Here is a 17881-nt window from a genome sequence, read left to right as displayed (position 1 = left end):
TCCCCGGCCTTGATTGTGCGAAGCCGCGGCCATAATGCGCCGAAAGCCGCGATGGACTCGGTCGCCAAGCTGTGATTGCGTCTGCAAGGCCGGATGAAAAAGCCGGCGCAGGGAGGAAGTTCGAGCCGTGCAGGGCTGGTTCATCGTCATCATCGCGATCGCCTACGTGACGTTGCTGTTCGTCATCGCCAGCCTGGGCGACCGGCGCTCGACTTCATCCGGGCCTGGCCGCGCCCGGCCCTTCATCTATGCGCTCAGTCTCGCCATCTACTGCACCTCCTGGACCTTCTTCGGCTCGGTCGGCCTGTCCTCCGAGCGCGGCCTCGAGTTCCTCGGCATCTATATCGGACCGGTGCTGGTGTTTGTGTTCGGTTTTCCGCTGCTACAGCGCATCGTCAGGCTGGCCAAAACCGAGAAGATCACCTCGATCGCCGACTTTCTCGGCGCCCGCTACGGCAAGAGTTTTGCTGTCGCGGCGATCGCCACGCTGATCGCGACCATCGGCGCGGTGCCCTATATGGCGCTGCAATTGAAGGCGATCTCGGGCTCGGTCAGCCTGATGGTCGAGCACTATACCGGCTCGCCGCCGTCGTTCGATCCGTTCGTCAGCGACATCTCGCTGGTCGTTGCCATGCTGCTGGCGCTGTTTGCGGTGCTGTTCGGCACGCGCCACGCCGATGCCACCGAGCACCAGGACGGGCTGGTGCTGGCGGTGGCAGTCGAAACCGTGGTCAAGCTCGCCGCCTTCCTGGCAATCGGCCTGATGGTCATGTTCCTGATCTTCGGTGGGCCAGGCGACATGTTCGACCGGCTCGCCGAAAACACGCAGGTGCGCCAGGCGATGGGCTACAACACCTCGCTCGCCACCTGGCTGGTGCTGACATGCCTGAGCGGCTTTGCCATCCTGATGCTGCCGCGCCAGTTCTATGTCACCATCGTCGAGAACCGCAGCGAGGCCGAGCTGCGCACCGCGACATGGGTGTTTCCGCTCTATCTGGTGGCAATCAACCTGTTCGTGCTGCCGATCGCGCTGGCCGGCCTGGAACTGGTCGGCCCCAGGACCAGCAGCGACCTTTACGTGCTGTCGCTGCCGCTGTTCAGCGGCCACGACGTGCTGGCCATGGCCGCCTTCATCGGCGGGCTGTCGGCGGCGACCGCAATGGTGATCGTCGAAAGCGTCGCGCTGTCGATCATGATCTCCAACGACCTGGTCATTCCGCTGTTCGTGCGCCGGCTGCTGCGGACCACGACATCCGAGAACGAGGATTGGTCGACGCTCATCCTCAATGTACGGCGGGCGGCGATCTTCATCATGCTGTTCATCGCCTTTCTCTACTACCGCGAGAGCACCAATAGCGCGCGGCTGTCCTCGATCGGCCTGATGTCGTTCGCCGCGATCGCGCAGTTCGCGCCGGCAATGATCGGCGGCCTGATCTGGCGCGGCGCCAACGGAAGGGGTGCCGCACTTGGCATGGTCGCCGGCATCGTCGTCTGGAGCTATACGCTGCTGCTTCCCTCGCTCGTCGCGCCCGATACCGGCATCCTCGTCCACGGCCTGTTCGGCTTCGATGCATTGCGGCCGCAGGCTCTTTTCGGCACCGTCGCCGAGCCGCTGAACCATGGCGTGCTGTGGAGCCTGTCGATCAACTTGCTGTTTTTTGTGTTCGGCTCGCTGTCGCGCGCCTCCGTGCCGCTGGAACGTATCCAGGCATCGATCTTCGTGCCGCGCGAGGCGGGGCCGCTGCCGAGCCTGCGCCGCTTCCGCACCACCATAACCGTCAACGACCTCAAGGATACGATCGCGCGCTATCTCGGTGTCGAACGGACCGAGCGGTCCTTTCAGTCGTTCGAAAAGAGCAGCGGCACTTCACTGCACGGCAACGAACAGGCCAGCATGGATGTCATCCGCTTCTCCGAACAGCTTCTGGCCAGTGCCGTCGGCTCCTCTTCGGCGCGGCTGATCCTGTCGCTGCTGCTGCGCCGCAACGACCGCGAATCCAAGGACGCCTTCCGCCTGCTCGACGACGCCACCGAGGCGCTGCAGCACAATCGCGACCTGCTGCAGATCGCACTCGACCAGATGGAACAGGGCATCACTGTCTTCGACCGCGATTTCCGGTTGATTTGCTGGAACCGCCAGTACCGGGCGCTGTTCGACCTGCCCGACGAGATGGGCCAGGTCGGCGTCTCACTCGATCGTATCCTGCGCCACCTTGCCGAGCGCGGTGACATACCGGCAGACCAGCGCGTCACCATGCTCAACCGCCTGACCAGCTTCGTCAGCCCATGGCAGATGGAGCTGAAGACCAGCGGGCGCATCCTGGAATTGCGCTCCAATCCGATGCCGGACGGCGGCATCGTCGCCACCTACGCCGACATTTCTGGACGCGTCGAGCAGGATCTGGCGCTTAAGCGCGCCAACGAATCCCTGGAACAGCGGGTGAAGAGCCGCACCGCCGAGCTCACCCGCGTCAATGAGGAGCTGGCGCAGGCGCAGATGCTGGCCGAGGAGGCCAATCTCGGCAAGACCCGCTTCCTCGCTGCCGCCGGCCACGACATCCTGCAGCCGCTGAACGCCGCCCGCCTCTATTGCTCGTCACTGATCGAGAAGACCGGCAAGGGACCTGCCGGCAAGGCGGCGATGAACATCGAATCGTCGCTGGAATCGGTCGAGACCATCCTCGGCGCGGTGCTCGACATTTCGCGCCTCGATGCCGGCGCGATGAAGCCGGACGATACGAGCTTCGGCCTCGACGGGCTGCTGCGCCAGATCGGCAACGACTTCCGGCCGCTTGCCGCCGAAAAGAAGCTCGAACTCTCGATCATGCCGTCGTCGCTCAGCGTCATGACGGACCGCAATCTGCTGCGCCGGCTGATCCAGAACCTGGTTTCCAACGCCATCAAGTATACGCGCCGTGGCCGCATCCTGGTCGGCGCGCGGCGGCGCGGCGAACTGGCCGAGATCCAGGTTATCGACACCGGCATCGGCATTGCCGGCGACAAGCTCAACACCGTGTTCCGCGAATTCACCCGGCTCGACGAGGGCGCACGCGAGGCGGAAGGCCTCGGCCTTGGGCTCTCCATTGTCGACCGCATCGCCCGCGTCCTGCGCCTCGAAATCCGGATCTTCTCCAACCCAGGCAAGGGCACACGCTTTTCCGTGTTGCTGCCGGTGGTGGCCGTGCAGGCACCGCGGCGCGAGGCGGAGGCGAAGCCGCCTGCCCGTGCCGCGGCCTCGCTTGCCGGGCTCAATGTGCTCTGCATCGACAACGACGCCCGCATCCTCGACGGCATGCGGCTGCTGCTCGAGGGCTGGGGCTGCAGCGTCGACACGCTTTCCGGCGCGGAGGATCTCGAGAGGTCCGGCGTGCATCGGCCGGACATCGTGCTTGCCGACTATCATCTCGACAACAGGACCGGCCTCGAATTGATCGCCCAGTTGCGTGCGATCCATGGCGAGGACCTGCCGGCCGTGCTGGTCACCGCCGACCGCTCCAGCGAGGTTCGCGCCGCTGCCGGCAGGCTCGACGTGCCGGTGATCAGCAAACCACTGAAACCGGCGATGCTGCGCTCGATGATGGCCAGGGTCAGGCCGCTGGCGCCGGCGGCCGAATAGGAGTCAGCCGGCCGTCTGCAGCGGGTCGCTGCCGATTTTGGACAAAAGGATGACCGCCTGGGTGCGGCTGTCGACGCCGAGCTTCTGCAGGATAGCCGAGACATGCGCTTTGATCGTTGCTTCGGAGACCCCGAGCTCATAGGCGATCTGCTTGTTGAGCAGTCCCTCAGCCAGCATGCCGAGCACGCGCGTCTGCTGTGGGGTCAGCGCCTGCAGCCGCTTGATCAGGTCGGAAATCTCGGGATCGCGCTCGACACCGAGATCGACCCCGGCGGGTGCCGCGATATCACCTGCGAGCACCGACTGCACCGCATTGCGGATCTCCTCCATGCTGGCCGATTTGGAGATGAAGCCGGAGGCGCCGAGATCGAGCGCGCGCCGGATCGTCACCGGATCGTCATGCGCCGAGACCACCATCATCGGCACCGCCGGATGGATGCCGCGCAGCGAAATCAGGCCGGAAAGACCGCTTGCCCCCGGCATCGAGAGATCGAGCAGCACCAGATCGACATCCTCATTGGCCAGGACCAGCGCCTTGGCGCTTTCGAAATCGCCGGCCTCATGAATGGCGGCAACGTCTCCGATGCCCGCGAGAGCCTCCCTCAATGCACCGCGAAAAAGCGGGTGATCATCGGCAATGACGAATGTGTAGCCCAACGGTGATATCCCTCCCCGAATCCCGTTGGCGATTTTCCGCCTTGCAGGATCTGAACGATCATAACACTACGCCTGCTGTTCGGGTGGGCGGCTTGCTATTCCCGCCCCAGGTCTTTTTGCGAATTGCCTAGGTCTTTTGCGAATTGGGCTTGGCGCTGTCTTCGTCCTTGTCCATGTCCTTGACGATGTCCATGAAGCTGCGCAGGAAGCGCTCCATGTAGCCCATCGTCTTGTTGAAATCCTCCTCGCTGGGCAAAGTCGATTCGAAACGCGCGGCAAGCGAATTTTCGAGCTTGGCGACGCGTTCGTCGAGCGCCTTCACCGAATTTTGCAGCCGGTCGACCTCATCTTGTAGGGCGGCACGTTCGTCGGCCGCCGTCTTGCAGACGAGTTGGCCGGAGCGTTCCTCGCAGAGCGACATGGCGCCGGTTTGCGTATCCATGCGGACATAGCCATTGGCCGATTTCTCCAACCGGTAGCGATCGGCTTCCTCGGAAAAGGCCGACGCCGCGACAAGCGACACCAGTGCTGCGGGGATCAAGACGTGTTTCAGACGCATGTTTTCCTCCATGAGCCAGTCAGCGCAATCTATCACAGTTTGCGCCTGAAATGGGGATGAACCTGAAATGGGGAAGAACACGGGCCTGCCCTTCCCCGCGTGGTCGGTTCGGACTATAGCGCAACGATGTCCGAGATCATCTACAAGATAGTTCCCGAGGCGCTGTGGCGCGAGGCTGAAAGAGAAGGCGGCTTCACCGGCGCGCCGATCGACGTCGCCGACGGCTTCATCCATTTTTCTACCGCCGGGCAGGTTCGGGAAACGGCGGCCAAACATTTCGCCGGCCAAAGCCGGTTGCTGCTGGTCGCCGTCGATAGCGCGCGCCTCGGCGATGCGCTGAAATATGAGGTCTCGCGCGGCGGCGCCCTGTTCCCGCATCTCTATGGCGGGCTCGGCCTCGATGCGGTCGTTTCGGTGCAGGCATTGCCGCTCGGCGCTGACGGCCGGCATGAATTCCCGGCGCTGGAGGCCGAATGAGCGCGTTCGACCGGATCGGCCAGAAACTGCTGTTCACGCTCGATCCGGAAACCGCGCATGGGCTGTCGATTGCCGCGCTGAGATGCGGGCTGCCGGTCGCCGGTCGTCCGCCGCAGGACAACAGGTTAAAGGTCAGCCGTTGCGGGCTCGATTTCCCGAACCCGCTCGGCATGGCCGCGGGTTACGACAAGAATGCCGAAGTGCCGGACGCGCTGCTCGGCCTCGGCTTCGGCTTCGCCGAGGTCGGCACGATCACGCCGCTGCCGCAGACGGGCAATCCGAAGCCGCGCATCTTCCGGCTGCCTTCGGACGGGGCAGTGATCAACCGGCTGGGCTTCAACAATGAAGGCCACGCCGCCGCAGAGAAGCGCCTTGCCGCCCGCAAGGGCCGCCCCGGCATCGTCGGGATCAACATCGGCGCCAACAAGGACAGCGCCGACCGCGTCAGTGATTATGAGCGCGGCGTGATCCGGTTCGCGCGATATGCCAGCTATCTGACGATCAATATCTCCTCGCCGAACACGCCGGGCCTGCGCAACATGCAGGCGCGCGACCAGCTTGGCGAGCTCCTGTCGCGGGTCATGGCCGCGCGTGCGGCGGCACCGGCAAAACCGCCCGTGTTCCTCAAGATCGCGCCGGATCTGGTCGAGGCCGAGCTTGAGGACATCGCCGCCGAGATCAACGACAAGCAAATGGACGGCGTCATCGTCTCCAACACCACGATCGCGCGATCCGGCCTGCGCAGCGCCGGCCTTGCCGGCGAGGCCGGCGGGCTTTCGGGGAAACCCTTGTTCGAGCGCTCGACTATCGTGCTGGCAAGGATGCGAAAACTGCTTGGCCCGGATCCCACTATCATCGGCGTCGGCGGCGTCGATTCCGCCGAGACGGCGCTGGAAAAGATCCGTGCCGGCGCCGATCTCGTGCAGCTCTATACCGGCATGATCTATGCCGGGCCTGCGCTGCCGGGGCGCATTCTTTCCGGCATGGCCCGTTTCGTGGACAGTCAAGGGCTGAAGTCGCTGCGCGAGCTTCGCGACAGCCGCCTCGATCACTGGGCGGCGAAACCGCTTTAGCGATCAGTTAAAGGCTGTGCGCACCCGCAGCCGCAATATGGCGAGCAGGCTGAAGCCGCGTACCAGCAGGAAGACATGCAACGCCGCCCACAAGCCGTGATTGCCGAAGGCCGGCGCCAGAATCAGCAGCGCGGCGCTGAACGACAGGAACGACAACAGCATCATGTTGCGCATGTCGCGCGACCATGTCGCGCCGATGAAAACACCATCCATCTCGAAAGCCAGCACGCCGCTGAGCGCGGTGAACGCCGCCCAGGGCAGGTAGATATCGGCGATGGCGCGGACGTCTGTCGCGGTCGTGATAAGGGCGATCAGATCCGTGCCCTCCAGCAAGAAGAAGAGTGTCGCCGCGCCCGCCAGCCCGAGCCCCCAAAGCAGCGTCAGCCGCACCGCCTGGTCAAACGCCGTGGCGGCACGGGCGCCTATGGCGCGCCCGGCGAGCTGTTCAGCGGCGGTGGCGAAACCGTCGAGGAAATAGCCGGCAACCAGGAAGAGGTTCATCAGCACGGCGTTGGCGGCCAGCGTCAGAGTGCCGAATTGTGCGCCCTGGCGCGTGAACAGCGCGAAGGCGGCGAGCAGCGAAAAGGAGCGGATCATGATATCGCGATTGAGCGACATCATGCGCAGGAATGCCGGCAGATCGAGGACGCGGTGGCGCGGCAGCCTGGGCGCCGCCCAAAAGCGCCGGCCGACAATGGCGAGACCAAGCAGCATGGCGACGAATTCGCCGGTGACCGTTGCCCAGGCAACGCCGGCAACGCCCCAGCCGAGCTCCAGGCCAAGCAGGAAGCAGAGGGCGATGTTGATGCCGTTCAGTATCAACTGCAGCATCAGCCCGAGCCCGCCCTCGCCGCGCCCAAGCACGTAACCGAGGATGGCGTAATTGATCAGCGAGAACGGTGCTGCGAGCATCCTGATGCGGATATAGACGTCCATCGCCGCGCTGACGCGCGGTTCGGCGCCTATGAACCATTGCCCGGCGGTGGAGACCAGCGGCGCAAGCGCGGCAAGCACGACGCCGGCGACGACCGCGATCAGCACGGCGCGCCAGAACACCGCCTGCTCCTCCAGCGCATCGCCGCGCCCGAAGGCCTGGGCGACGAGGCCGGTGGTGCCGGAGCGCAGGAAGTTGAAGGTCGTGAAAACGACGTCGAAGATCAGGGCGCCGGCCGCAAGGCCGCCGAGAAGGGCGGCGTCGCCGAACTGCCCAACCACCGCCGTGTCGACAATTCCGAGCAACGGCGTCGTCAGATAGGCAAGCGTCATCGGCACGGCGATGGCGAGCACCGAGCGGTTGGTGACGACAAAGGCCCTGGCTTCGGTGGCGTGGGCTTCGGTGGGTAAAGCCTGCTCCAAACGCGTGTTGCTTCCCGTTGCGGCTTGATCGGCCAGCCGATGTGCCCCAGTTTGCCGACCTCGCGCAACCATCCACCCCGTTATGGTCAACCGAAATCCGCCTCTGGCGCACCGGCCGCCCCATGCCCTTGCAGATCGTTCATCATCCCGACTATGACGCCGGCTTCGCCGTCAACCACCGCTTCCCGATGAGCAAATATCCGCTGCTGATGGATGCGTTGCGGGCACGCGGCCTGGCACGTCCCGAAGCGCTCAACAAGCCGGAGGCGGCGCGGCCATCATGGCTGAAGCTTGCCCACGCGGCAGACTATGTCGACCAGGTGCTTGCCTGCAAAGTGCCGGTGGCGATCGAGCGCGAGATCGGCTTTCCCGTCGGACCGCGGGTTTCGCTGAGGGCGAAGCTCGCAACGGCCGGCACGGTGCTGGCGGCGCGGCTAGCGTTGCTGAACGGCATCGCCTGCAACACCGCCGGCGGCAGCCATCATGCACGGCGCGCGCAAGGCGCCGGCTTCTGCACCTTCAACGACGTAGCCGTTGCCGCGCTGGTGCTGCTCGCCGAAGCTGCTGTCCAAAACATCCTGGTCGTCGACCTCGACGTGCATCAGGGCGACGGCACGGCGGATATCCTGAACGACGAGCCGCGCGTGTTTACCTTCTCCATGCATGGCGACCGCAACTACCCCGCGCGCAAGATCGCCTCCGATCTCGATGTCGCCCTGCCCGACGGCGCCGGCGATGCAGCCTATCTGGAGCGGCTGGACGCCATCCTGCCGGAGCTGTCGGCGCGAAGGCGCTGGGACCTCGTCTTCTACAATGCCGGCGTCGATGTCCATGTCGAGGACCGGCTCGGCAGGTTGTCGCTCACGGATGACGGGCTGCGCGCCCGCGACGATATGGTGATCCGCCATTTCCGCACGCTTGGCATACCGGTATGTGGCGTTATCGGCGGCGGCTATTCGACGGATGTCGCAGCACTTGCTGCACGGCACGCCATCCTGTTCGAGGTGGCGGCGGGCTACGCCTGAAAATTCACTTCCGGTAGTTAGCGATCCTGAGCAGGATGAAGGCCGGCACGACGATCGCGGCACCGAGCAGGATGTAGCCGAGGAAACGGTCGATGGCGTGGAAGCCCAAATTCCACAGGTCGATGAAGAATTTGCGAATGCCATAAAGCACATCCATCGGCGACCAGCCGAAGGCATTCATGACCAGCCCGACGAGGAACGACACCACAAGCAGCTTCAGGATCACCCGGAGCGGCGTATCGCCGAGAAAGCGGTTCAGTGCGGACAAGCCTGTCTCCACAGTCGGGTGCCGCGATTCGGGCACATGCCTAGAAATACGCAGTTGATAGCCCTGCATCAAGCCGAGCCCTCAAACCGGATTGCGCATCGGCGCCGGGCCATGATATCGGAGGAACCAGCGCGGGTATGATGTAATGGTAGCTTGTCAGCTTCCCAAGCTGAACGCGCGGGTTCGATTCCCGCTACCCGCTCCAGCTCTTGCCCCCCGGTGCATTGCACTTGTTCTGGCCAAGCTGAAAACCAGCGGATTTATAGGCAGTTTTACAGCCCGGGCTGGCCGTCTTTCATCTGTTTGGCCGATGTGCCAGTTCGTGGAATATCTCACATTGAGGGTCGGCGGGGCCTCGAATGACCCCAACCGGAAAGTCTACCCTTGGGCCGCTGGCTTCTGCTGGCGGGCCTTTTTTGAGCATCAGGCAGTAGTGGCCGACGTGCATCGGCGCCGCTGCTGGCGGGCCTGTCTGGTCGTCTGGCCGGCCACGGGATGCGCTCCGCTTGCCGCTCCAGCCCTTATCCCACCTCCCGCAGAATAAAGTCGTGCAGCATCTTGGCTGCCGGTGACAGCGCGCGGTTCTTCACCGTGATCAGGCTGTAGGGCCTGACCTCGATGTCGAATTCAGTCTGGACAACATCGATGGCGCCGGCCAGGCCTTCGGGGTTCTGGATGAACTTCGCGACCTGGATCGAAACCGGCGCAATGGCGTCGGATTGCGCGACCATGACCAGAGTCAATAGCAGCGAGCTGGTGTTGAGGATGCGGTCCGGCAGCGCGATGTTGCGGTTCAAAAAGTTGCTTTCCATCGCCTGGCGCAGCGGCGAGCCGCCCGACTGGAAAACCCAGTCATAGGCGGCGGTGTCTTCCAGCCGCACCGCCTTGCCCTTGGTCAGCGGGTGGCCGCGGCGCACGATCAGGCAGGCTTTCTCGACGCCGATGACGCGCGCTTCGAACAGCCGCGGATTGAGGTCGTCGGGGATGCGGGCGATGATGAAATCGTGGCGCGAGGCGATCAGCTCGCGTGCCAGGACGTTCGAGGTCTCGACCTGCATGGTGATTTCGATGCGCGGATAAAGGCGCCGGATCTCGCGGATCGCCGGCACCGCCAGCTCGATCGCCGGTGCTGTCACCGCGCCCAGGAATACCGAGCCGCCCTTGCCCGCCTTGAGCTCGAAAATCTCGCGGTCGACCTCACGCATCTCGAGCAGGATCGATCGCGCGCGCCGTGCCAACGCCTTGCCATAGGGTGTCAGCGTGATGCCGCGCGGCAGCCTTTCGCAGAGCTTGACGTCGAGCACGGCCTCCATCTCGGCGATCATGCGCGAGGCCGCCGGCTGCGAGATGTTCATGACCTGGGCCGCGGCGCTCACTCGGCTGTGCTCGTCGAGGGCTGCGATCATACGCATGTGACGCAGGCTCAAGCCGCTGCGCAGCAAGGTTCCGCCATCACCCGGGATTTCATCGTAACTGGCTGATATTCCGCCAGGATTTCGCAGCGCTGCCATGATTCTTCCCTACTCTTACGCCCGGCGCCCTGGCAGGATCCGGCAGCGTCGTCACTAGCCTAAGCCATATCAGTCTCGATATAGCAACCATCAAAGATCGCATTTGACAGTTATGGCAAAGCGACACACCCTTCGCGCGTCCTGAGGCTTGACGGTCGGTGACGAGGGAAAACTCGTATCGATTGAAACCAGAGTCTCGGGGCCGATTGGGAGGATACCGGAGATCGATTGACGGCAGCGGCGCGTTTGGCGCTCCTGCACGATTGCGCGGCCCACGAAACCCAAGGGTACGCGTCCATCAACCAGGGAGAGTTAATGTGAAGATTATCAAGACACTGGCCGCCGTCGCGGCCCTAGGCATCGCGGCCATGACGCTGCCGGCGCAGGCGGGCGAAGGCCTGATCGGCGTGCTGATGCCCACCAAGACCTCGCAGCGCTGGATCAACGACGGCGACGCCGTCAAGTCCCAGCTCGAGGCTCTGGGCTACACTGTCGACCTGCAGTACGCGCAGGACGACATTCCGAACCAGCTCAGCCAGCTGGAAAACGAAATCACCAAGGGCCCGAAGGCGCTGATCATCGCTTCGATCGACGGCACCACGATGGGCGATGCGTTGCAGAAGGCGAATGACGCCGGCGTTGTCGTCGTCGCTTACGACCGCCTGATCAAGAAGACGCCAAATGTCGACTACTACACCACCTTCGACAATTTCGGCGTCGGCGTCATCCAGGCCAAATCGCTGCTCAAGGGTCTCGGTTATCCCGAGAAGAAGGGCCCGTTCAACATCGAGCTGTTCGGCGGTTCGCCGGACGACAACAATGCGTTCTTCTTCTATAACGGCGCCATGTCGGTTCTTCAGCCGCTGATCGACGACAAGACCCTCGTCGTGAAGTCCGGCCAGATGGGCATGGACAAGGTCGGCACGCTGCGCTGGCTGGCGGCAACCGCCCAGGCCCGCATGGACAATCTGCTCTCCGCCAACTACTCGGACGGCAGCCGCGTCGATGGCGTGCTCTCGCCCTATGACGGCCTGTCGCGCGGCATCATCGCTTCGCTGCGCGCCGTAGGCTACGGCACCGCCGATCAGCCATGGCCGATCGTCACCGGACAGGACGCCGAGACCGCTTCGGTCAAGGCGATCATCGCCGGCGAACAGTATTCGACCGTGTTCAAGGACACCCGCGAACTCGCCAAGGCGACGGTCGAACTCGTCGACAAGGTGCTCTCGGGCGGCAAGCCGGAAGGCCTCGACACCACGACCTACAACAACGACGTCAAGGTCGTTCCCTCGATCCTGTTGACACCGCACGACGTCGACAAGTCGAACTATCAGGCCCTGGTGGTCGATTCCGGCTACATCAAGGCCGAAGAGCTGAAGTAATCGCGGTTACAAAGCCTGGGGTCCTGCGCAGGCAGGGCCCCTTTTCGTTGGCGAGCCAGCCCGGTATTGTTTGCGGACCTCGCAGGAGTGGTATTCTCAATGGCATCGACGATTTTGGAGATGTGCGACATCACCAAGACGTTTCCCGGCGTCAAGGCGCTGTCGAACGTCAAGCTCATGGTCGAGGAAGGCGAGATCCATGCCGTGGTCGGCGAGAACGGCGCTGGCAAGTCGACGCTGATGAAGGTGCTGTCGGGTGTGTATCCGTCCGGCACCTATGACGGCCAGATCATCTATCGCGGCGATGAGTGCCATTTCAAAGGCATCCATGACAGCGAGCGCAAGGGCATCGTCATCATCCACCAGGAGCTTGCGCTGGTGCCGATGCTGTCGATCGCCGAAAACATCTTTCTCGGCAACGAGCACGCCAGATACGGCGTCATCGACTGGAATGCCAATGAGGCGCGCACCAGCGCCCTGCTCAAGAAGGTCGGCCTCAAGGAAGACCCCAACACGCTGATCACCAATATCGGCGTCGGCAAGCAGCAGCTGGTCGAGATCGCCAAGGCGCTCAGCAAGGAAGTGAAGTTGCTCATTCTCGATGAGCCGACCGCGAGCCTGTCCGAAAAGGACAGCCAGGCGCTGCTCGATCTGCTGCTCGAATTCAAGCGGCAAGGCATCACTTCGATCCTGATCTCGCACAAGCTCAACGAGGTGAACCGGGTCGCCGACAAGGTCACCATCATCCGTGACGGGCGGACTATCGAGACGCTGGCCAAGAAGGACATCTCGGAGGACCGCATCATTACCTCGATGGTCGGCCGTTCGCTCGACGACCGCTATCCGCCGCGCGAGCCGAAGATCGGCGAGACCGTTCTCGAAGTGAAAAACTGGTCGGTCTACCACCCCATCCATGCCGAGCGGCAGGTCATCAAGGGTATCAACCTCAACGCCCGCAAGGGCGAAGTGGTCGGCATTGCCGGGCTCATGGGTGCCGGCCGGACCGAGTTTGCCATGAGCCTGTTCGGCCGGTCCTATGGCCGTCGCATCACCGGCGAGGTGTTCCTCAACGGCAAGCCGATCGACGTCTCTTCGGTGAGCAAGGCGGTGGAACACGGCATCGCCTACGTTACCGAGGACCGCAAGACCTACGGGCTCAACCTGATCGACCACATCAAGCACAACATCACGCTGGCCAACCTGCCCGGCGTGTCGCGCCACGGCGTGATCGACGATTTGAGCGAGCTTTCGGTCGCCAACGATTATCGCGGCAGGACCAATATCCGCGCCTCGAGCGTCTACCAGATGACCGGCAACCTTTCTGGCGGCAATCAGCAGAAGGTGGTGCTGTCGAAATGGCTGTTCGCCAATCCGGAAGTGCTGATCCTCGACGAGCCGACACGCGGTATCGACGTCGGCGCCAAGTATGAAATCTATACGATCATCGCGCGTCTCGCCTCCGAGGGTAAGGCAATCATCGTCATCTCGTCGGAAATGCCCGAACTGCTCGGCATCACCGACCGCATCTACGTCATGAACGAAGGACGCATCGTCGGCGAAATGGCGGCAAGCGACGCCAGCCAGGAAAAGATAATGCGCGCCATCGTCCGCGGAGAAGGAAAAGCATCATGAGCACCGAAAGCGCTCCCGGGCCGCAGACCGGCGTTGCCCAGGATCTACAACAGGGACCTCGCATTGCCGTCTCGGCGCTGGTCACCAACCTGCGCGAATACGGGTTGGTGCTGGCGTTGATCGCAATCATGGTGTTCTTCCAGTTCACCACGTCCGGAACGCTGTTCAAGCCGGTGAACCTCAGCAATCTCGTACAGCAGAACAGCTTCATCATCGTGATGGCGCTGGGCATGCTTCTGGTGATCGTTTCGGGTCACATCGATCTCAGCGTCGGCTCCGTCGCCGGCTTCATCGGCGCACTGGCGGCGATGATGATGGTCATCTGGCCGCTTGGCCCATTGAGCAATCCGCTGGTGGTGTCGATCATCTGCCTGATCGTCGGTGGTGCGATCGGCGGGGCACAAGGCTACTGGATTGCCTATCACCGAATACCGAGCTTTATCGTCACGCTGGCGGGCATGCTGATCTTCCGCGGCATCTGCCAGGCGCTGCTGGGTGGCGGGTCTTCCGTAGGGCCGCTTCCCGTCGGCTTCAAGGCGCTCAGTTCCGGCTTCATTCCGGACCTGATCGGCCCGTTGACGCTGATACCGCCAACCGTGAACGCCGCCGGCAAAACCATTGTCGGCAGCGGCCTGACGCTGCACCTGACGACGATCGTGATCGGCCTCGTCGCCGTGCTCGCCTATGCCTATTTCGGCCTCAGGGCACGGCGCACCCGCGAGAAGCATGGCTACGAAGCCGAGCCCTTCTCGCTGTTCGTCGTCAAGACCCTGGTGATCAGCGCGCTGGCGCTGTTTCTCGTCTACCAATTCGCCACCTATAGGGGCCTCCCCATCGTTCTCATGGTGATGGGCGTGCTGATCGCGTTGTTCGTCTTCGTTACCAAACGCATGACGATCGGCCGTCGCATCTATGCGATGGGCGGCAATGCCAAGGCAGCCCAGCTATCGGGCATCAAGACCGAACGGCTGACGTTGATGGTGTTCATCAATATGGGCGTGCTGTCGGCACTCGGCGGTCTGATTATCGCAGCGCGCCTGGGGCAGGCTGTGCCGGCGGCCGGCCTCGGCAGCGAGCTCGACGTCATCGCCGCGGTGTTCATCGGTGGCGCTTCGGCGATGGGCGGCGTCGGCCAGGTCATCGGCGCGGTGGTCGGCGGCTTCATCATGGGCGTCATGAACAACGGCATGTCGATCATGGGCGTCAATGTCGATTGGCAGCAGGTGGTCAAAGGCCTGGTGCTGCTCGGCGCCGTCGTCTTCGACGTCTACAACAAGAACAAGGCTTGAGAGGCAACCAGGAGGCATACGGGTCACATCGCGGCGCTGCCGGGCGGCGCAAAGAAGTCCCCCGAGGGACCTGATCCGCGAGCGCAATCCGGACGAAGAATTTCAACCGAGGCGCGGACAGGGTCCTGGCCGCGCAGGGCAGGGTTTGCCGAGAAAGGGCAGGCCAGCCCACAATTCAGAGAGGGTTACCATGCTGATCTCACAAATCCTCGACGACGCCGAGACGATCCGCGTCGTTGCCCGCAACGGCGGCAAGACCCGCGTCATCAACGGCGCCCGCAGCGTCTATTCGCTGGCGATGGAAGCCGCGCGTACCGGCAGCGGGCTTGTCGCCCTGATCGAGCGCAAGGGCTTCGGCGAAACCGTCGATCTCGACGCAGCCTACAAGAAGGGACGGCTGCTGTCGCCGATCAACCATCCCGATCCGGCGCATCTCCATCTCACCGGCACCGGGCTGACGCATCTCGGCTCCGCCGCGACCCGCGATTCCATGCACAAGAAGCTCAGCACGGACGGCGAGGAACAGCTGACCGATTCCATGAAGATGTTCCGCATGGGGCTTGAGGGCGGCAAGCCGGCGAAAGGCCAGATCGGCGTGCAGCCGGAATGGTTCTACAAGGGCAACGGCACCATGGCGGTGGCGCCCGGGGCGGCGCTTATGTCGCCGGCCTTCGCCCAGGATGCCGGCGAGGAGCCGGAAATCGCCGGTATCTATGTGATCGGCGACGACGGCGCCCCGTTCCGCGTCGGCTTCACGCTGTCTAACGAGTTTTCCGACCACGTCACCGAGCGTGTGAACTATCTCTTCCTTGCCCATTCCAAGCTGCGCAACGCTTCGTTCGGGCCGGAGATCCTGATCGGCGATCTGCCGTCCGATATCCGCGGCGCTTCACGCATCCTGCGCGACGGCAAGCTGCTTTGGGAAAAGCCGTTCCTGTCGGGCGAGGCGAACATGTCGCACACCATTGGCAATCTCGAGCATCACCACTTCAAATACTCGGCCTTCCGCCAGCCGGGCGACGTGCATGTGCACATGTTCGGCACGGCGACGCTGTCCTTTGCCGACGGCATCAGGACCGAGGCCGGTGACGTATTCGAAATCGAGGCGCAGGATTTCGGCCTGCCTCTGCGCAACCCGCTTGAAATCGAGCAGCCGGTGAAGGTGGCGGTGAAGGCGTTGTAAACTGGTGACATAATTCAGGGGCGAGAAATGAACGGCCTGCGGATTGGCACTGTGTTCGTAAGTTTAGTCCTGTTCCTCGCCTATTTCTCCCCAGCGGCTTACAGCGCCGGACAATGCAGCGCAAAATCCTATCGCGGGGCCCGGATGTCGATGACTAACCGGCTTCTGGCCACCGGTTATTCGAAATCGCAAGTGAGCTTTCTGATGCGCAACGCGGATCGCATGACGTCCGCACTCCGCGCTGACAGACTGAACGACAATGGCAGAGCCTGCGGTATCGACTCCGCCAGAGCCCATGTGCTGGGATGTATCGACAAGCAGTTGTTCCCCTTGCAGTCCAGCTCAAGCGCCTCACTTGACGACGAGAAGCAAACCAGAGGATTTTGGGGGAAGAAGCGATTGGCAGTGCGAGAACTGCTCTTTATCGGTCAGTTTCATGGCTGCCTTGGCGCCGCGAAAGAATATCTGTTTCGCGGCTGACGGAATTGCGAACAAGCTCAGCGGGCGGCGCGGAAATGCTTGGACAGTTTCAGGCCCTGCGCCTGATAGTTCGAGCCGAGATCTGTGCCGTAGAGCGCCCGCGGCCGTTTCAGCATGTGCTCGTAGACCAACCGTCCAACGATCTGGCCGTGATCGAGGATGAACGGCACTTCGTGGCTACGCACCTCGAGCACCGCCCGACTGCCGGTGCCGCCCGACGCCGAATGGCCGAAACCCGGGTCGAAGAAACCGGCATAATGGACGCGGAACTCGCCGACCAGCGGATCGAAGGGCGTCATTTCGGCCGCGTAGAGCGGCGGCACATGCACCGCCTCGCGCGACACCAGAATATAGAATTCGTCCGGATCGAGCACCAGCTCGCCGGCACCGCTCTTGTAGAGCGGCTCCCAGAAATCGACGACATCCTGCGCGGCGCGCTTGTCGACGTCGACCAGGCCGGTGTGGTGCTTGCCGCGATAGCCGACAAGCCCATCCTTGTCGCCGTCGAGGTCGATCGACAGCGCGATGCCGCCGCCTGAGATGTTGGGTGGTTCGGTGGCGACCAGCATCTCGGTGCGGTGCAGGTCGTGCAGCTCGCTTTCCGACAAGAGCGCATTGCCGGTGCGGAACCTGATCTGCGACAGCCGCGAGCCGGTGCGCACGACGATCGGGAAAGTGCGCGGGCTGACCTCCAGATAGAGCGGGCCTTCATAGCCGGCGGCGATCTTGTCGAACTCGTGGCCACGGTCGGTCATTACCCGGGTGAAGATATCGAGCCGTCCGGTCGAGCTTTTCGGGTTGGCGGAGGCGGAAATATGGGCGGGCAGCGCCAGGCTTTCGAGCAGCGGCACGATGTAGACGCAGCCGGTTTCCAGCACGGCACCTTCGGCGAGGTTGATCTCGTGCAGCTTCAGCCGGTCGAGCTTGTCGACAACCCTGTGGTCCGGGCCGGGCAAGAAGGAAGCACGCACCCGCCAGGCCTTGTCGCCGAGCCTGAGGTCAAGGCTGGCCGGCTGGATCTGATCGGCATCGAGCGTGCGCGGCGATTTCAGCGCGCCCGTCTGGAACAGCGCGGAAATATCCTGATCGGGAAGAATGCCTGTCTGCCGCAAGGGTCTGGCTCCGTTCGAACGCCGGGCGAGGTCTTGTTCTGTCGCAGGTCCGACCGTGGACGCGTTTGGCACCTGCTTGGTACAACCCTCTTAATCATGCCGGCAATTGACGCAAGCGTGGCGCGGGTCTAAAGCTCGTTATCCCGTGGTGATTTGGCCGGTCGGCTTGCAGCCACGTTAAACAAGTCGCTAAAGGACCGTCGGGCCGCAAGGCCATATGGACCGGTTGCGACTTTCGCGACCGGTTTTTTGTTGTTTGGA

Annotated in this window: 15 protein-coding genes, 1 tRNA gene and 1 riboswitch; of the genes, 10 read left to right on the top strand and 6 right to left on the bottom strand. The window is 63.2% G+C overall.

Annotated elements, in window-relative coordinates; genetic code table 11:
• Positions 1-127: 127 nt before the first annotated feature.
• Complete coding sequence (locus NKH90_RS10625; RefSeq protein WP_352819296.1) at positions 128-3616, top strand: PAS domain-containing hybrid sensor histidine kinase/response regulator; 3489 nt, start codon at positions 128-130, stop codon at positions 3614-3616.
• Between the two features lie 3 nt (positions 3617-3619).
• Here NKH90_RS10625 and NKH90_RS10620 read toward each other — a convergent pair whose 3' ends face one another.
• Both NKH90_RS10620 and NKH90_RS10615 read right to left on the bottom strand, forming a co-directional pair.
• Positions 3620-4282 (bottom strand): response regulator, encoded by a 663-nt coding sequence (locus NKH90_RS10620; RefSeq protein ID WP_473556440.1) that lies wholly within the window; start codon positions 4280-4282, stop codon positions 3620-3622.
• Positions 4283-4400: 118 nt separating this feature from the next.
• Entirely contained in the window at positions 4401-4832 is a 432-nt protein-coding gene (locus NKH90_RS10615) for a hypothetical protein (protein WP_352448652.1), read from the bottom strand.
• Positions 4833-4958: 126 nt separating this feature from the next.
• Between NKH90_RS10615 and NKH90_RS10610 the strand changes: the two genes are divergently transcribed.
• Entirely contained in the window at positions 4959-5309 is a 351-nt protein-coding gene (locus NKH90_RS10610; protein ID WP_023677366.1) for a DUF952 domain-containing protein, read from the top strand.
• Entirely contained in the window at positions 5306-6382 is a 1077-nt protein-coding gene (locus tag NKH90_RS10605; protein WP_352470124.1) for a quinone-dependent dihydroorotate dehydrogenase, read from the top strand. The genes NKH90_RS10610 and NKH90_RS10605 overlap by 4 nt, the downstream gene beginning before the upstream one ends.
• A 3-nt stretch (positions 6383-6385) precedes the next feature.
• Here NKH90_RS10605 and NKH90_RS10600 read toward each other — a convergent pair whose 3' ends face one another.
• Positions 6386-7810: an MATE family efflux transporter gene (locus NKH90_RS10600; RefSeq protein ID WP_352774693.1), complete on the bottom strand. Its 1425-nt coding sequence runs from the start codon at positions 7808-7810 to the stop codon at positions 6386-6388.
• A gap of 50 nt (positions 7811-7860) precedes the next feature.
• Here NKH90_RS10600 and NKH90_RS10595 point away from each other — a divergent pair, with 50 nt between their 5' ends.
• Positions 7861-8763 (top strand): histone deacetylase family protein, encoded by a 903-nt coding sequence (locus NKH90_RS10595; RefSeq protein WP_352819294.1) that lies wholly within the window; start codon positions 7861-7863, stop codon positions 8761-8763.
• A gap of 4 nt (positions 8764-8767) precedes the next feature.
• Here the strand turns inward: NKH90_RS10595 and NKH90_RS10590 are convergent, their stop codons facing one another.
• Positions 8768-9031 carry a DUF6460 domain-containing protein gene (locus NKH90_RS10590; RefSeq protein ID WP_023677362.1) on the bottom strand — a complete coding sequence of 88 codons (264 nt, stop codon included), beginning with the start codon at positions 9029-9031 and terminating at the stop codon, positions 8768-8770.
• Positions 9032-9162: 131 nt separating this feature from the next.
• Between NKH90_RS10590 and NKH90_RS10585 the strand changes: the two genes are divergently transcribed.
• Positions 9163-9236, top strand: a tRNA-Gly gene (locus tag NKH90_RS10585).
• A gap of 316 nt (positions 9237-9552) precedes the next feature.
• Here NKH90_RS10585 and NKH90_RS10580 read toward each other — a convergent pair.
• Positions 9553-10542, bottom strand: coding sequence for a LysR family transcriptional regulator (locus tag NKH90_RS10580; RefSeq protein ID WP_352685289.1), 990 nt, complete (start codon positions 10540-10542; stop codon positions 9553-9555).
• 317 nt (positions 10543-10859) lie between these two features.
• Here NKH90_RS10580 and chvE point away from each other — a divergent pair, with 317 nt between their 5' ends.
• The 5 genes from chvE to NKH90_RS10555 all read left to right on the top strand — a co-directional run bounded on the left by chvE (position 10860) and on the right by NKH90_RS10555 (position 16508).
• Positions 10860-11924: a multiple monosaccharide ABC transporter substrate-binding protein gene (chvE, locus tag NKH90_RS10575; protein ID WP_254816339.1), complete on the top strand. Its 1065-nt coding sequence runs from the start codon at positions 10860-10862 to the stop codon at positions 11922-11924.
• Between the two features lie 99 nt (positions 11925-12023).
• Positions 12024-13556 carry a multiple monosaccharide ABC transporter ATP-binding protein gene (gene mmsA, locus NKH90_RS10570; protein ID WP_352819292.1) on the top strand — a complete coding sequence of 511 codons (1533 nt, stop codon included), beginning with the start codon at positions 12024-12026 and terminating at the stop codon, positions 13554-13556.
• Entirely contained in the window at positions 13553-14845 is a 1293-nt protein-coding gene (gene mmsB, locus NKH90_RS10565; RefSeq protein ID WP_352774687.1) for a multiple monosaccharide ABC transporter permease, read from the top strand. The genes mmsA and mmsB overlap by 4 nt, the downstream gene beginning before the upstream one ends.
• 190 nt (positions 14846-15035) lie before the next feature.
• A complete protein-coding gene (gene araD1, locus NKH90_RS10560) occupies positions 15036-16028 on the top strand; it encodes an AraD1 family protein (protein ID WP_352457733.1) in 993 nt (330 codons plus the stop codon).
• 27 nt (positions 16029-16055) lie between these two features.
• A complete protein-coding gene (locus NKH90_RS10555) occupies positions 16056-16508 on the top strand; it encodes a hypothetical protein (RefSeq protein WP_352819290.1) in 453 nt (150 codons plus the stop codon).
• A gap of 17 nt (positions 16509-16525) precedes the next feature.
• Here NKH90_RS10555 and NKH90_RS10550 read toward each other — a convergent pair whose 3' ends face one another.
• Complete coding sequence (locus tag NKH90_RS10550) at positions 16526-17620, bottom strand: 2'-deoxycytidine 5'-triphosphate deaminase (RefSeq protein WP_352819289.1); 1095 nt, start codon at positions 17618-17620, stop codon at positions 16526-16528.
• A gap of 135 nt (positions 17621-17755) precedes the next feature.
• A riboswitch (SAM riboswitch) is annotated at positions 17756-17833 on the top strand.
• The last annotated feature ends 48 nt before the right edge of the window (positions 17834-17881 follow it).

This window comes from Mesorhizobium sp. M0898 (assembly GCF_040319695.1).
Classification (GTDB): Bacteria; Pseudomonadota; Alphaproteobacteria; order Rhizobiales; family Rhizobiaceae; genus Mesorhizobium.
Note: the sequence above shows the minus strand (reverse complement) of the source record. Positions and strands in the feature narration are given on the sequence as shown.